Origin of the sequence: Bradyrhizobium sp. Leo170, assembly GCF_004296405.1 — a bacterium.
GTDB lineage: Bacteria > Pseudomonadota > Alphaproteobacteria > Rhizobiales > Xanthobacteraceae > Bradyrhizobium.
In genome coordinates this window covers 1-13,731 of record NZ_PSRR01000240.1, presented here as the reverse complement: position 1 = coordinate 13,731, position 13,731 = coordinate 1, and the positions used below count along the sequence as shown (strand labels likewise).

The 13,731-nt window shown below is 63.7% G+C and carries 14 protein-coding genes and 1 pseudogene; 7 read left to right on the top strand and 8 right to left on the bottom strand.

Translation table 11 applies throughout. The features are described from left to right. Positions 1–341, top strand: a pseudogene (locus CWO89_RS46225) (hypothetical protein); the annotation flags it as partial. 115 nt (positions 342–456) lie between these two features. Here the strand turns inward: CWO89_RS46225 and CWO89_RS30460 are convergent. Further along, positions 457–1,125 (bottom strand): tetratricopeptide repeat protein, encoded by a 669-nt coding sequence (locus CWO89_RS30460; protein WP_245476656.1) that lies wholly within the window; start codon positions 1,123–1,125, stop codon positions 457–459. Positions 1,126–1,270: 145 nt separating this feature from the next. Further along, a complete protein-coding gene (gene rpsU, locus CWO89_RS30455) occupies positions 1,271–1,570 on the bottom strand; it encodes a 30S ribosomal protein S21 (protein WP_027579707.1) in 300 nt (99 codons plus the stop codon). Positions 1,571–1,835: 265 nt separating this feature from the next. On the opposite strand from rpsU, the gene aqpZ reads away from it, so the two are divergent. Then, entirely contained in the window at positions 1,836–2,558 is a 723-nt protein-coding gene (aqpZ, locus tag CWO89_RS30450) for an aquaporin Z (RefSeq protein ID WP_130582245.1), read from the top strand. Between the two features lie 54 nt (positions 2,559–2,612). Here aqpZ and CWO89_RS30445 read toward each other — a convergent pair whose 3' ends face one another. Together CWO89_RS30445 and purE are read right to left on the bottom strand one after the other, a co-directional pair. Further along, positions 2,613–3,710, bottom strand: a complete 1,098-nt coding sequence (locus CWO89_RS30445; RefSeq protein WP_130582244.1) for a 5-(carboxyamino)imidazole ribonucleotide synthase — start codon at positions 3,708–3,710, stop codon at positions 2,613–2,615. Next, positions 3,707–4,195, bottom strand: coding sequence for a 5-(carboxyamino)imidazole ribonucleotide mutase (gene purE / locus CWO89_RS30440; protein ID WP_130582243.1), 489 nt, complete (start codon positions 4,193–4,195; stop codon positions 3,707–3,709). The genes CWO89_RS30445 and purE overlap by 4 nt, the downstream gene beginning before the upstream one ends. A 151-nt stretch (positions 4,196–4,346) precedes the next feature. On the opposite strand from purE, the gene CWO89_RS30435 reads away from it, so the two are divergent. Continuing rightward, entirely contained in the window at positions 4,347–5,060 is a 714-nt protein-coding gene (locus CWO89_RS30435) for a GGDEF domain-containing protein (RefSeq protein ID WP_207234606.1), read from the top strand. Between the two features lie 115 nt (positions 5,061–5,175). Here the strand turns inward: CWO89_RS30435 and CWO89_RS30430 are convergent, their stop codons facing one another. The 3 genes from CWO89_RS30430 to CWO89_RS30420 all read right to left on the bottom strand — a co-directional run bounded on the left by CWO89_RS30430 (position 5,176) and on the right by CWO89_RS30420 (position 6,186). Beyond that, positions 5,176–5,424, bottom strand: coding sequence for a hypothetical protein (locus tag CWO89_RS30430; RefSeq protein ID WP_130582240.1), 249 nt, complete (start codon positions 5,422–5,424; stop codon positions 5,176–5,178). Positions 5,425–5,439: 15 nt separating this feature from the next. Next, positions 5,440–5,631, bottom strand: a complete 192-nt coding sequence (locus tag CWO89_RS30425) for a hypothetical protein (protein ID WP_028167007.1) — start codon at positions 5,629–5,631, stop codon at positions 5,440–5,442. 348 nt (positions 5,632–5,979) lie between these two features. Beyond that, entirely contained in the window at positions 5,980–6,186 is a 207-nt protein-coding gene (locus CWO89_RS30420) for a YdcH family protein (RefSeq protein ID WP_028167008.1), read from the bottom strand. Between the two features lie 243 nt (positions 6,187–6,429). Between CWO89_RS30420 and CWO89_RS30415 the strand changes: the two genes are divergently transcribed. Beyond that, positions 6,430–6,615 (top strand): YdcH family protein, encoded by a 186-nt coding sequence (locus tag CWO89_RS30415; protein WP_130582239.1) that lies wholly within the window; start codon positions 6,430–6,432, stop codon positions 6,613–6,615. 87 nt (positions 6,616–6,702) lie between these two features. Here CWO89_RS30415 and CWO89_RS30410 read toward each other — a convergent pair whose 3' ends face one another. Then, the gene (locus tag CWO89_RS30410) at positions 6,703–7,800 is read right to left on the bottom strand and encodes an NAD(P)/FAD-dependent oxidoreductase (protein WP_130582238.1); all 1,098 of its coding nucleotides are present in this window, start codon (positions 7,798–7,800) and stop codon (positions 6,703–6,705) included. Positions 7,801–8,047: 247 nt separating this feature from the next. Here CWO89_RS30410 and CWO89_RS49685 point away from each other — a divergent pair, with 247 nt between their 5' ends. From CWO89_RS49685 to CWO89_RS30395, 3 genes are all read left to right on the top strand, one after another. Further along, on the top strand, positions 8,048–12,085 hold the full coding sequence (locus CWO89_RS49685) for a glycerol-3-phosphate dehydrogenase (RefSeq protein ID WP_130582237.1): 4,038 nt from the start codon (positions 8,048–8,050) through the stop codon (positions 12,083–12,085). 147 nt (positions 12,086–12,232) lie between these two features. Then, entirely contained in the window at positions 12,233–12,424 is a 192-nt protein-coding gene (locus CWO89_RS30400) for a hypothetical protein (RefSeq protein ID WP_130582236.1), read from the top strand. A gap of 203 nt (positions 12,425–12,627) precedes the next feature. Continuing rightward, positions 12,628–13,617 carry a Bug family tripartite tricarboxylate transporter substrate binding protein gene (locus CWO89_RS30395; RefSeq protein ID WP_130582235.1) on the top strand — a complete coding sequence of 330 codons (990 nt, stop codon included), beginning with the start codon at positions 12,628–12,630 and terminating at the stop codon, positions 13,615–13,617. Positions 13,618–13,731 lie beyond the last annotated feature (114 nt).

The following is a 13,731-nucleotide window of genomic DNA, read 5'->3' as shown; positions in this document are numbered from 1 at the left end:
CCGAGGGCGGCTCTCGTGCGCCGGAGACGGCGCGTGCACCTGAAGCGCCTCGCGTCGCGACCGCACCGTCAGTGGTGCGGCCGTTGCCGCCACCGATCATGGTTTCGACGCCGCCGAGCGAGACCTTCGGCCAGACCTCCCAGCCGCGTCCGCCTTATGCCGCAAGCGCGGCTGACGATCCGAACCGTCCGACGCCGCCGGCCGACATTCCGACCTCGCGTCCGCCGCTGGATCTACGCGCCGACGCGGCAGCGGCGGAGCCGGCCAAGGAGCGCCCGACGATCGGCGACGATATGCTGTCGGCTGCGAAGTCGGTATTCCACGCGGTCCTGCCGAAATAGCTGAATTTGATCGCTTGCCTGTAGCCCGGATGGAGCGCAGCGCAATCCGGGATCACGCCGTGTGGCCAGTTGAGCCCCGGATTGCGCTGCGCTCCATCCGGGCTACGACTCGAAACTAACCGCCTGTGCGCGCGAGGCCGCTGCGCGCGGCGTCGTCCCTGGGCCGCAATGCTACCGCCCGGCTGTATGAAGCTGCTGCCTTGCTCTTGTCGCCGAGCCGCTCATAGGCCTCGCCGCGCACCGTCCAGGCCTGGGCGCTGTTCGGATCGGCCTGCACCGCTTCGTCAAGATCGGCGGTCGCTTCCTTGGCCTTGTTGAGGGCGAGATAGCTGTTGGCGCGCGCCAGCAACGGCTCGACGCGCTGTGGCGCCAGGCCGCTCGCCGCAGTGAAATCCTCGATCGCCTGCTGGTGCTGGTTCTGGCCCTGATAGATCAGGCCGCGGCCATAGAGCGCTTGCGTATTGTAGGGATCGAGCCCGAGCGCCTGTTCGAATTCGGCGAGCGCCTGTTCGGTCTTGAAGGATCGCGCGAAGTCCTGGCCCCGCGTCGCGTGCTCCTTGGAGTCGCTGACATTCTGGGGACTGACGCTGCCGGTTGGCTTTTCGGTGGCGGCCTGCTTGGGTTTGTCGTTGCCGGCACCCCATGATCCCAGGTCGAACGAGCAGCCGCCCAAGAGAACGCCAAGGGGGACGCCAAGTAAGACGGCAAGCAGGATCGCCGGCCGCGCCATCAGGCGCGGGACAGTGAAAGCTCCAGAGCGGGGGCGGGATGCCGGAAACACCATCAACGGAACTGCTCGCGTAATGGAAATGCTCGCGTCTGCAATTCCGTATTGGTAGCCGGCCGCGGTGCAAAATGCACCGGTCAAAACGCAAAACGCGGACCCCTCAGGCCCGCGTTCTCATTTCCGACCTTGTATAAAGGTGCGATCAGCGCGGACCGCGTCCAGCGCCCGGGCCGCCACGTCCACCAGCGCCGCGATCACCACCCGCGCCGGCGCCGAACACCGGCTTCGGCTTCATCGGCAACAGGCCTTCGCGCTGCAGCTTCTTGCGCGCCAACTTGCGGGCGCGGCGCACGGCTTCGGCCTTCTCGCGGGCCTTCTTCTCGGAAGGCTTCTCATAGTGGCCGCGGAGCTTCATCTCGCGGAAAATGCCCTCGCGCTGCATCTTCTTCTTGAGCGCCTTCAGGGCTTGATCGACATTGTTATCGCGGACGAGAACCTGCACGCGGCATCCTCTTTTCGATTGGTCGGTTCGGAAATCTGGAAAAGCCAAGGTCGGCAAAAAGGCCAGACTTTCAGCCTAGGGGCGCGCATGTAGCAGACAAAATCGCAAATGTCCACCAGTGAAGCAGCGGCAAGGGCCAAGTAAAGCCACGAAATAGGGCAGAATTGCCACTTAGCGGCCCTGATTGGGGTGATTCGACGCCAAATGCTTGGCCGCTACCGCAGCTTTTGCCCGCTCCGGGAAACAAAATAACAGGAGAACTGGTATGGACACACAAAAATATGCCGCCGAGGCGATCGGGACGTTCTGGCTCACATTTACGGGATGCGGCAGCGCCGTGATCGCCGCTGGCTTTCCGCAAGTCGGAATTGGCCTGGTCGGTGTGTCACTGGCGTTCGGATTGAGCGTCGTCACCATGGCCTATGCGATCGGCCATGTGTCCGGCTGCCATCTCAATCCGGCCGTCACCGTCGGTCTTGCCGCCGGCGGACGTTTTCCCGTTGGCCAGATCCTGCCCTATGTGATCGCGCAGGTGATCGGTGCGATCGTCGCCGCGGGAGTGCTCTATCTGATCGCGAGCGGTGCGCCCGGCTTCGACCTCGCCAAGGGCTTTGCCTCCAACGGCTATGACGCGCATTCGCCCGGGCAGTACAGCCTGTTGTCCGGCTTCGTCACCGAGGTGGTGATGACGATGATGTTCCTGTTCATCATCATGGGTGCGACCCATGGCAGGGCGCCTGCGGGCTTTGCGCCGCTCGCGATCGGGCTCGCATTGACGCTGATCCATCTCGTGAGCATTCCCGTCACCAACACCTCGGTGAATCCGGCGCGCAGCACCGGGCCGGCATTGTTCGTCGGAGGATGGGCGCTGGCGCAGCTCTGGCTGTTCTGGGTGGCGCCACTGATCGGCGGCGCGCTCGGCGGGGTGCTCTATCGCTGGCTCAGCGAAGAGCCGACCGGCGTCGTCGAAGGCGTACGACAGGCTTGATCAATTTCTGATTTAAGACTTTGCCGGCGGGCCGCTATTTGTTGCCTGCCGGCACTACTTCGGTGGCGCTACTTCAGTGACATGGCCCATCTTGCGGCCGGGCCGCGGCGGACCCTTGCCGTAGAGGTGCACGGTTGCGCCGGGCACTGTCAGCCATTCCTCATAGCTCAGGATGTCGTCGCCGATCAGGTTGGTCATGGTCACCGCGCCATGGCGGATCGGTTTGCCAAGCGGCCAGCCGGCGATGGCGCGGATGTGCTGCTCGAATTGCGAGATCGAGGCGCCGTCGAGCGTCCAATGTCCGGAATTGTGGACCCGCGGCGCGATCTCGTTGACCAGCACGGTCGGTCCGTCCTTGCCCGCCACCACGAACATTTCGACCGCGAGCACGCCGACATAGTTCAGCGCGTGCGCGATCTTCTCCGCAATCGATCGCGCCTGCACGGCGAGCTCGGCCGGGATCGCCGCCGGCGCGCGCGAGATCTTCAGGATGTGATCGCGGTGCTCGTTCTCGGTGACGTCGAAACATTCGACGTGGCCGTCCGAGGAGCGCGCGGCGATCACGGAGATTTCGCGCTCGAACGGTACGAAGGCTTCGAGAATGGCGGATTTGGTGCCGAGGTCTTCCCAGAGCTGGTCGATGTCGTCGCCCTCGCGGATCATCGCCTGGCCCTTGCCATCATAGCCGAAGCGGCGCGTCTTGATCACGGCGGGAAGGCCGATGCGCGCGATGCCGGCGCGCAGCGTTTCGACCGAGGACACATCGGCATAATCGGCGGTGCCGATGCCGAGCCTGGTGATGAAGTCCTTCTCGATCAGCCGGTCCTGCGTGGTCTCGAGAATCTTCTGCGACGGCAGCACCGGGCGGCGCGCCGCCAGCACCAGGGCGGTCGCGGACGGCACGTTCTCGAATTCATAGGTGATGATGTCGACGTCATTGGCGAACAGTTCGAGCGCCTCGACGTCGGCAAATTCCGCGCAGGTCGCGTGCTGCACCACGTCGAAGGCGGGCGAATCCGGATCCGGCGAGAACACCTGGCATTTGAGGCCGAGCCGCGCCGCGGCCATCGCCAGCATCCGGCCCAATTGTCCGCCGCCGAGAATTCCGATGCTATCACCCGGCTTCAGCTTCACTCTTGTCGAAGCCGTCACGCCGATGCCTCCGGATGCTCCTTGACCGCGTCGGTCTGTTCCTTGCGCCAGGCGGCAAGGCGCGCCGCCAGCGCCGGATCGTTCAGCGCGAGCACGCTCGCTGCCAACAGCGCCGCGTTGATGGCACCCGATTTTCCGATCGCCAGCGTGCCGACCGGGATACCGGCCGGCATCTGCACGATCGAATACAGCGAATCGACGCCCGACAGCGCCTTTGATTCGACGGGAACCCCGAACACCGGAAGTTCCGTCAGCGCAGCCGTCATGCCGGGCAGATGCGCGGCGCCGCCGGCCCCGGCAATGATGACCTGGAAACCGGCCGCCTTGGCGCCCTTGGCGAACGCGTACAGCCGGTCCGGGGTGCGATGGGCGGAAATGATCCGCGCCTCAAACGCGAGCCCGAGGGCGGTGAGCGTTTCGGCGGCGTGGCCCATGGTCTCCCAGTCCGACTGGCTTCCCATGATGATGGCTATTGCGGCGGGCATGTCGTCAATTCTGTTCGGGAATCCAGAAGCATGGGCCGGATTATAAGAGCGGCCCGTCACTGATCCAAGGCGTGGCAAGGAATCCGGAATGGACTATCCTGTCTTGGTGAATGCGGGCAAGCCTCATCAGCGGGCCTCAACAAGGATGCTTATGAAAAAGAAGAAGAGGGCGGCTGCATCCGGGGCCGCGAAAAGGAAAAGCGCAGCTGCGCGCAAGGTTGCGCCTCGCCGCGCCCAAGCCGCACTTACCCAAGCGGCACCCGCCCAAACCGGACCTGCCCAGGTGCCCTCGGCTGCGTTGACCGAGGCGAAGGCGACAATTCGCCGCCTCAAGGCGGAACTGGCCGCGGCGGAGGCGCAGATCGCGGAACTGCAGGCATCCGCGGAGACCGATTTCCTGCTGGACATCCTCAACCGGCGCGGCTTCGAGCGCGAGCTCAACCGCTCGATCGCCTACATCAAGCGCTATCATGCCAGCGGCGCGCTGGTCATGCTCGACGTCGATCGCCTGAAACCGATCAACGACACCTATGGCCATGCCGCCGGCGATGCGGTGCTGAAGGCGGTCGTGAAGACAGTAACGAGCCAGGTGCGTGCCTCGGACGTATTCGGACGGCTCGGCGGCGACGAGTTCGCGGTGCTGTTGTGGAACCTGACCGAGACCGACGCCAAGGCCAAGGCCGCGGCGCTGGAGCAATCGATCGATCGCCTCACCTTCGATTTCGGTGGCCGCAGCGTCAGCGCGGGCGCCTCCGCCGGCGTAGCGATCCTCGGTCCGCACTCCGTGGCGAGCCGCGCGCTGGAAGAGGCGGACAGTGCGATGTATGTGCGCAAGGCGCAGCGGCGGCATGAAGTGGTGGGCTAGAGTATTTTCGGTTCTGATTGAATCAGAACCGAAGCTCTAGATTCTTGTTTTGACGCGTTTTCCTCACGCGAACCGGTGTCCACTTCGCTCGAAAACGCTCTAATAGCGACCGCCTTCACAGGCCGAGATCGTCCGGCACGTTGCCGAATTTCCGCAGCAGGTGCGCATCGCCGAATTCGCCGATCATGGGATCGCCGGTGCGGCTGAAAGCGACCGCGCCGATGCTGCCCGGCATCCGCGACATCATCTCGGCGCGCCGCAACGCGGTCGCGGCGCTCTGGCACTCCTCGGCATTGCCCGCGACCAATTCACCGCTGTCGTCCCGCACGAAAGGCAGCGCAACGTAATAGGTGATATCGGCCATCGGCGTGCTCCTTACCTACGCGGCGTCGTTCTTTGCCTGCGCGAAACAGGTCGCGAGTGCGTCCTGCAATTCCGCGACCTCGGTCTCGAGGAATTCGTTGGCCATGATCAGCGCCTTGATGGTGCTGCGCAGATTGCCGTCGCACATCGCGATCGCCTGATCGCAGGCCACCTCGTAGCGGTTGTTGTCGGAGAACACTGACGGCATGGGCATGGCGATAATCCTTCCGGTTCTGGCTGGCGGCAGTGGTAATGTTCTTATTTTGTTCTAGTGGAGTCAAGAGGGCGGAAGCGCCTCGCGGGCGGCTTGTGACCGATCGCGCCAAGCGCCTGTGGATGTCTGCCTGTGGATGTCGGGGACAGCTAGTCAACATGCGCTGTCAGCAAAGCCAGGCGCAAATTCTCTCGTCTCGTCAACCCGGGGCGCGCAAAGCGCGAGCCCGGAATCCATTTCACCACTTGCACGCGCAGCCCGATGGATTCTCTGATGTGCAATTGCACATCATAGCTCGTCCTTCGGACGCCCCGGAATGACGAAGTGGAGAAAACCAACACGTCACGCGATGATGTCGGGCGTGATCTGATCCTCGATGAAGGCGATGCGATCGCGCAAGTGCAGCTTGCGCTTCTTGAGCCGCTGCACCATCAGCAGATCCGGAGCCGGCGACTGATGCAGCGCGTCGATGGCCGCGTCGAGATCGCGGTGCTCCTGCTGCAGCCGTGCAAGCTCTGCGTGGAGTTCGCGCTCATCTTCGTCGGTCATGGCTGTGCACTAAAAAATAAGCACGGTGAGGTTGTGGACGGATCGCTCGGTATCCGCGTGCCGAAATATCCTCCCTCCACGCTCGCCGCGCAAGTTAAGACGGTTCCATACGCACGTTCTGTTACAGATAAATTCGAAAATGTCGCAGCGCTGATTCGCGATCCCCGTCGACAGATAGTCTGGCTGGTGTACACTTTGTTGTCCTGATCGAAATTGAGGTTAACCTGCCGAGGAGATTTCGTAATGGCGATACAGGCGCATCTGGTCGAACTGGAACGCAAGCACAAAATTCTCGAAAGCGAACTACACGAAGCGCTCCTGCACCTATCTACAGACGATCTGCAAATCACCGAACTCAAGCGCCGCAAATTGATGGTCAAGGACGAGATCGAACGGTTGAAACAATCCGTCGGCGAGACCTTCCACTAGCCAGTCCCCCGGTAACATATCGCAACGTACACCACTTCAGGCCGGATGGGCGCCGAAGCGCTCATCCGTGGCAGATGTTGCGACTGCTCACACGAATTCGCCGACGTAATCGGCGATCGCGAGCGACGACGTCAGGCCGGGCGATTCGATACCAAACAGATTGATCAATCCGGTGACGCCGTGATCGCGCGGCCCCTGGATCAGGAAATCCTGCGTCGCCACCGCCGGCGGGACAATCTTCGGCCGGATCCCGGAATAGCTTGGCATCAGCGCCCCGTCCGGCAGCCCGGGCCAGTATTTGCGAATTGCCGGGTAGAAGCGGTCCGCGCGCGCCGGATCGACGGCGTAATCGATGCTCTCCACCCATTCCACATCCGGGCCAAAACGGGCCTGCCCAGCCATGTCCAGGGTGAGGTGCACGCCGAGTCCCCCGGGCTCGGGCACCGGGTAGATCAGCCGCGAAAACGGCGCCCGCGCGCTGCAACTGAAATAGTTTCCCTTGGCGAGATAGGCGCATGGGATCAATTCGAGCGGCATGCCCTCGATGCCGCGCGCGACCGCCGGCGCCCCGAGCCCTGCGGCATTGACCAGCAGGTCGCATGCCAGCGTCATCGGTGCCTCGCCGCCGGCCTCGATCTCGATCCGGCCGGCGGCCGCCTTGGCGCGGAGCAGCGGGGTATGGAACGCGAATGCCGCGCCGGCGGCCTCCGCATCGCCCCTCAGCGCCAGCATATAGGCGTGGCTGTCGATGATCCCGGTGGACGGCGACAGCAGCGCGGCGTCGCAATTCAACGCTGGCTCCATCGCGCGGGCGGCTTCGCCCGAAAGCAGCTCCATGTCGAGTACGCCATTGGCCTCGGCATGGGCGCGGATCGATTGCAGCTTTTCGGTCTCTTTCGGCGTGGTCGCGACGATCAGCTTGCCGCAATTGCGATAGGGGACGCCGTGCTCCTTGCAATAGCGGTAAAGCGAATGCTTGCCGCTGACGCACATCCGCGCCATCAGGCTGCCGGCCCGGTAGTAGATGCCGGCATGGATCACCTCGCTGTTACGCGAGGAGGTCACGGTGCCGATCCCCTCGGCGGCTTCCAGCACGATCACCTCGCGCCCTGCTTGCGCGAGGCGGCGTGCGACGGCAAGCCCGATCACACCCGCTCCGATGACGACGCAATCAACTCTGTCCATGGATCCTTCAAGTCCGGGAATCGGCGCGAATAGGGTTCTGCTTGTTGTTGTCCATCCGAGCCTTGGTAGCAACGCCCCGGATGGCCTCGAAATAGGCCTCGTGGCGCACCGGCATTAGTGCGGCATTAATCATGTCAGGGCAATTGCCCTAAATTAAGTCACATTTTGCGGTTGCATCGCGCGGCGTTTACCCGATCCAAACTGCCAAGGCCAGACACTGTAATGCGGAAATCCGCAAGGTGACGGAATGGCTGGCAAGAAAGGGCAGGCAGGCGGGAGGAATCTGATTCCGGCGCTCGTCGTCGTGTGCCTTGTCGCCGCCATTGCGTCGGCCGGACTGGCTCTCGCTGCGTCAGCCGGCTTTGTCCCATCGAGCGATATCGGTTCGCTTGCGCCCGACCTGGTCTGGGAGCTCCTGATCGGCGGCACCGTCGTCGCCTCCTTCCTGGGCGCGGTCACGCTCTCGGTGCTTTCGGCGCTGCGAAGGGTGCAGCGCGTACAACTCCGGCGCAATGCCTTCGTCAGCTCCGCCCTCAACCATCTGAACCAGGGCGTGGTGATGACCGATGCGCAAAAGCGGATCGTGTTCTGCAACGATCGCTATCTCGAGATCTATGGCCTGTCGCGCTCCGACATACCGCGCAACATGACCGGGCCCGAACTGCTGAAAATGCGCTACCGGCGCGGCTTGATGGATGTCACGCCTGCGGAGTTCTATATCCGGGCCGCCAACCCCGAGGGGATGGTGACGGAATTGCCCAACGGCAAGGCGGTCGTGGTCCGGCATTTCGGGCTGCCCAATGGCGGATCGATCGCGACGCACGAAGACTGCACCGGCCAGCGGCAACTGTCGCGCAAGCTCGCGTCCACCACCCAATTCCTGGAATCGGTGCTCGACAACGTACCAGTCTGCGTGGCCGCGAAAAACATCGAGGACGGCCGTTACATCTTCGCGAACCGCGCCTTCGAGCGGTTCTCGCGCTTCTCGCGCGATCGCATCGTCGGCAACCGCGCCGACGAGATCTTTAGTCCCGAGACCGCCGCCAGCATCGCGGCCGCGGACAAGGCGGCGCTGGAGGCGCCGGAAGGCTTTTTCCGCAACGAGTTCTGGGTCGAGCGTGGCTCGGAGCGGCGCATTCTCGCCTCCAACCGCGTGATCGCGCGCAACGAGAACGGCGAGCCGGAATTCCTCATCGCGCTGTTCGATGACGTCACCGACCGCCGTTCGCTGTCGCGCGAATTGGAGAACGCCAAGAAGTTCCTCGAGCTCGTGGTCGACAACATTCCGGTCTCGCTGATCGTCGAACGCGTCAGCGACGGCCGGTACCTGCTCGCCAACCGTTCGGCCGAGACCATCCTCAACCGCCGGCGCGAGGATGCCACCGGGCTGACGGCAACGGACATCTTCAATCCGCGCGAGGCCAAGCTGATCATCGCGCGCGACGAGGCCGCGATCAAGAAACGCGGCCTGCTGACCGAGGAGCATCCGATCTCGACCAAGGACGGCTTGCGGCTGTTCCTGACCCGCCGCATGACCGTGCTCGACGAGCATGGCGAGCCGCAATACCTGATCAAGACGCATGAGGACGTCACCGACCGGCGCCAGACAGAATCGCGCATGGCCCACATGGCCTATCACGACGGTTTGACCGATTTGCCGAACCGCGCCGCTTTCCTGCAGGCGCTGGCGCAGATGATCGAGGCCTGCGGCGGTACCGACGAGGAATTCGCTGTGCTTTGCGTCGATCTCGATGGCCTGAAAGAGATCAACGACGTGTTTGGCCATGCGATCGGCGACAAATTGCTGATCGAAGTGGCCCGGCGCCTGCAGACCTCGGCGCGCGGCGGCGTGGTCGCGCGCCTCTCCGGCGACGAGTTCGGCCTGATCATCGACGGCAAGCAGCCGGCCGCCGGCATCGTTCTTGCCGAGCAGGTGGCGGAGGCGCTCGCCCAGGAATTCGTAATCGACGGCAAATCGGTCCGCACCGGCGTCACCGCCGGCATCTCGGTATTCCCGCACAATGGCGCGGATGCCGCCTCGCTGCTCGCCAATGCCGGCGCGGCGCTGTTCCGCGCGAAGGCGAAATCGCGGGGCACGATTTCGATCTACGAGCCGGAAATGGACCAGCAGATCCGCGACCGGCGCGTGCTGCATCAGGACCTCTCCGCCGCGATCAGGAACGGCGAATTGTCGCTCTACTACCAGCCGCTGGCGGCGGCGGGCGCAACGGTGGACGAGAGCGCGGTGATCGGGTTCGAGGCCCTGGCGCGCTGGCAGCATCCGGTGCGCGGCTTCGTCTCGCCCGCGGATTTCATTCCGCTTGCGGAAGAAGGCGGCCTGATCGTCGAGATGGGCGAATGGATCCTGCGCGAGGCCTGCCGCGAGGCGGCCTCCTGGAAGCAGCCGCTGCAGATCGCGGTCAACCTCTCGCCGGCGCAGTTCATGCACGGCGATCTGGTCGGCCTCGTGCATTCGATCCTGCTCGAAACCGGCTTGCGGCCGGACAGGCTCGAGCTCGAAATCACCGAGGGCGTGCTGATCGAGGATTTCGATCGCGGCCTGGCGCTGCTCAGGCGGCTGAAGGCGCTCGGCGTGCGCATCTCGATGGACGATTTCGGCAGCGGCTACTCCTCGCTGAGCTATCTGCAGGCGTTCCCCTTCGACAAGATCAAGATCGACCGCGCCTTCGTCATCAATCTCGGCCGCAACCCGCAATCGGCGGCGATCGTCCGTGCCGTCATCGATCTCGGTCACGGCCTGCAGATGTCGATCGTTGCCGAGGGCGTGGAAACCGAGGAGCAACTCGGCTTCCTGGCAAAGGAGGGGTGCGCGATCATCGGCGGCGGCTTGAACGGTGTCAGCATTGCGCGCGACGCTGTGGGACGCGGCCTGCGCGTGATCTTGCTGGAGCAGGGCGATTTCGCCGGCGGCGCCTCCTCGGCCTCGCCGCGGCTGATCCATGGCGATCTCGCTGGCTTGCAACGCTGCAATTTCTTCCGCGTCCGCGCCGCGCTGAAGGAGCGTGAGGTCTGGCTCAGGATCGCGCCGCATCTGGTGCGGCCGATGCGCTTTGCGATTCCCGCCCATGCCGAGGGGCGCCCCGAATGGCAGTTGCGCTCATGGCTGCTGCTCTACGACCGGCTGGCATCGCGCGCCGGTCTTCCGGCATCGACGACCGTCGACATCTCGCACCATCCGATCGGCGAAGCGCTGAAGCGGCCGTTCGGCACCGCCTTTGAATATTCGGATTGCGTGGTCGATGACAGCAGGCTCGCGGCCCTGCTGGCGCTCGATGCGGCCGAGCGGGGTGCCGCGATCCATACCGGCGCGCGCGTCGCCCGCGGCGAGCGCGGCGAAACCTGGCGGCTGATCGTGATCGATCGCGGCTATCGCCGGGTGATCACCGCGCGCTCGCTGGTCAACGCGAGCGGCGCCTGGATGCCGTCCGTCGCCGAAACCGTGCTGCGCGTTCCGGCCCCCGCGCTTTCGATGGTGCAGATGAGCCGGATCGTGGTCCGGCGGCTGTTCGACAACGACAATGTCTACGTGTTCCGGAACGGCGATGGACGGCTGATCTTCGCCAGCCCCTATGCCGGCGATTTCACGCTGATCGGGACGGTCTCGCGACCGTTCAAGGGCGATCCCGCCATCGTTGCGATGAGCGCAACTGATATCACCTACCTCTGTGAGGCGGCCAACCGCTATTTCCGCGAGCGGATCGAACTCGTCGACGTGGTGCGGCCGGTCTCCGGCGCCAATATGGCGATAGGTGCGGCGGGCGGCCGGTTGCGGGACGGCGGGATGAAGTTTGATTTCAAGCGCGGCAAGGCGCCGCTGATCACTGTCTTCGGCGGTGACGTCACCACCTCGCGGCTGCGCGCGGAAAAGGCTGTCTCCGAACTGACGGCGTTCTATCCGATGTCGCCGCGCTGGACCGCCAAGGCGCCGCTGCCGGGCGGCGATTTTGCCTTTGGCCGGTTCGAGACCGAGGTCGATATCATCAGGGATCGCTGGCGTTTCCTGAGCGAGCAAGAGGCGAGGCGGCTGCTTGGTGCCTACGGGTTGAGGGTTGAAGCGATCCTTGGGAATGCCAAGGCGAAATCCGACCTCGGTCCCTCCTTTGGGCCGGAGCTGACCGGCGCCGAGGTGCGCTATCTGATGGCAAGAGAGTGGGCGCGGTTCCCGGACGATATCTTGTGGCGCCGCTCCAAGCTCGGCCTGACCATGCCGCCGGCGGATCACGACGCGCTCGCAGCGTTCATGGCGAACGCGGCTTTGAACTAGGTGTATGTCCATAAAGCGAGACTGCCCGCCGGCATGGGCGTGCTGTCGTCGCGGCCGCTTAGGCCAGTCTTAACCATCGGACGCCTTTTGCTTTTTTGCCGAAGACCTCCCGCGGTAGTCTTGCAATTGATCAGTGGGGAGGATGCCATGGATCAGCGGGATTGGAGCCGCGTCGAGCAGGAACTCGGCGAGCTGGTGCCAAAGGTGAACGTGTCCCTGGACCAGCAGCCTGCTCCAGCGCAGAGCAGTTTGGCAAATAGGGACTCGACGGAGGCAATCCTCGAGCAGATCGCCAAGGCCCTCGAAAGCGACGGAATCGTCGGCAGGAAAAGCCCCTGAACTTCGACTTCCGACTCGATCTGGTGTGTGCGAGCGACCAGACGACTCGGCGCGCCCTGGCAATGCCAACTTCTGAAATGGATGAAAGCGGACGTTCGTAAACGTTCGCTTCTGACGCGCCTCTGCGCCAATCTGTCCCGTCTTTCGCCCCTGGCCGAGGTCGGACGATGCGATACCCTGATGAAAAATTCAGGGAGGGAGCCATGTCAGCGAAACTTGATCGCCGTCACTTCATTGCTGCCGGTACGACAGCGGCGGCGATGCCGTTCCTCTTGCGCAGGGCCGCCGCGCAGGAGGCGTGGCCGTCGCGGCAAATCCGTATGATCTGCAGCTATCCGGCGGGTGGGCAGACCGACCTGCTCGCGCGCGCCTTCGGCGAATTCATCTCCAGGCAGGTGGGAAAGACTGTCGTCATAGAGAACAGAGCGGGGGCCTCGGGCTCCATAGGCGCCGCGGAAGTCATGCGCGCGGACCCAGATGGCCACACGATCCTGTGCTCCATCTCGACCACCTACGTGATGAACAGAGTGATGATGAAGAACCCCGGCTACGACATGGACAAGGACCTGACGCTCGTCAGCATTATCCCGGGTGCTGGGCTGCTGCTGGTCGCAAGCCCGAAGGCTGGCGTCAAGACGTTGGATGAATTCGTCGCTTTCGCGCGCAAGAGCGGCAAGGTGAACTTCGGCACCTATAGCGCGGGCTCGGCCCCGCACATGACGATCAATGAGCTCAACAAACAATATGGTCTCAACATCGAGCCGATCCACTACCGAGGCGAAGCGCCAATGTGGACGGGGCTGGCGGAAGGCACGCTCGATGTCGCGATGGGCAGCTACACCGCCGCGCAATCCGTCCTGCAGAGTCGTCGCGGAGTTGTGTTCGCGGTGCATTCGAAGAAGGTCGACGCGATCCCGAACATCAGGACTCTGCCTGAACAGGGCGCGACAGCGAAATTCTTCACGGTGAGCGGTTTCACGGGCTGGGCGTTGCCGAAGGCGACGCCACAGCCGATCGTCGACCGGTTGGCGGAACTCTGCGTGGCAGCCAATAGCGATCCGAAAGTGAAGGAAGTTCTCAGCACTTTCGTGCTCGAACCAGCGCTCGGCTTCAAGGACAGCAACGCTTTGTATCAGCGGGAATTGCCGGTTTGGATGGAGAGCGCGCAAGCGCTCGGCTTGGAACCATCCTAGACTAAACCGGAGATCTTCTGGCCGACAGGCCAGCCCGCAACTCGGACCGAAGAAGCCCCATCGTCGTTCGCGGCTTTTTGTTGAAGAGGCAGCAAAGAGAATGTCCGGATTTGG

What these genes read in the sequence shown, in the direction of transcription:
- CWO89_RS30415 (WP_130582239.1), top strand. Translation starts at nt 6,430, where the DNA reads ATGGCGATACAGGCGCATCTGGTCGAACTGGAACGCAAGCACAAAATT.
- CWO89_RS30460 (WP_245476656.1), bottom strand. Translation starts at nt 1,125, where the DNA reads ATGGTGTTTCCGGCATCCCGCCCCCGCTCTGGAGCTTTCACTGTCCCG.
- CWO89_RS30410 (WP_130582238.1), bottom strand. Translation starts at nt 7,800, where the DNA reads ATGGACAGAGTTGATTGCGTCGTCATCGGAGCGGGTGTGATCGGGCTT.
- CWO89_RS30400 (WP_130582236.1), top strand. Translation starts at nt 12,233, where the DNA reads ATGGATCAGCGGGATTGGAGCCGCGTCGAGCAGGAACTCGGCGAGCTG.
- purE (WP_130582243.1), bottom strand. Translation starts at nt 4,195, where the DNA reads ATGCCCGCCGCAATAGCCATCATCATGGGAAGCCAGTCGGACTGGGAG.
- CWO89_RS49685 (WP_130582237.1), top strand. Translation starts at nt 8,048, where the DNA reads ATGGCTGGCAAGAAAGGGCAGGCAGGCGGGAGGAATCTGATTCCGGCG.
- aqpZ (WP_130582245.1), top strand. Translation starts at nt 1,836, where the DNA reads ATGGACACACAAAAATATGCCGCCGAGGCGATCGGGACGTTCTGGCTC.
- CWO89_RS30430 (WP_130582240.1), bottom strand. Translation starts at nt 5,424, where the DNA reads ATGGCCGATATCACCTATTACGTTGCGCTGCCTTTCGTGCGGGACGAC.
- CWO89_RS30395 (WP_130582235.1), top strand. Translation starts at nt 12,628, where the DNA reads ATGTCAGCGAAACTTGATCGCCGTCACTTCATTGCTGCCGGTACGACA.
- CWO89_RS30425 (WP_028167007.1), bottom strand. Translation starts at nt 5,631, where the DNA reads ATGCCGTCAGTGTTCTCCGACAACAACCGCTACGAGGTGGCCTGCGAT.
- CWO89_RS30420 (WP_028167008.1), bottom strand. Translation starts at nt 6,186, where the DNA reads ATGACCGACGAAGATGAGCGCGAACTCCACGCAGAGCTTGCACGGCTG.
- CWO89_RS30435 (WP_207234606.1), top strand. Translation starts at nt 4,347, where the DNA reads ATGAAAAAGAAGAAGAGGGCGGCTGCATCCGGGGCCGCGAAAAGGAAA.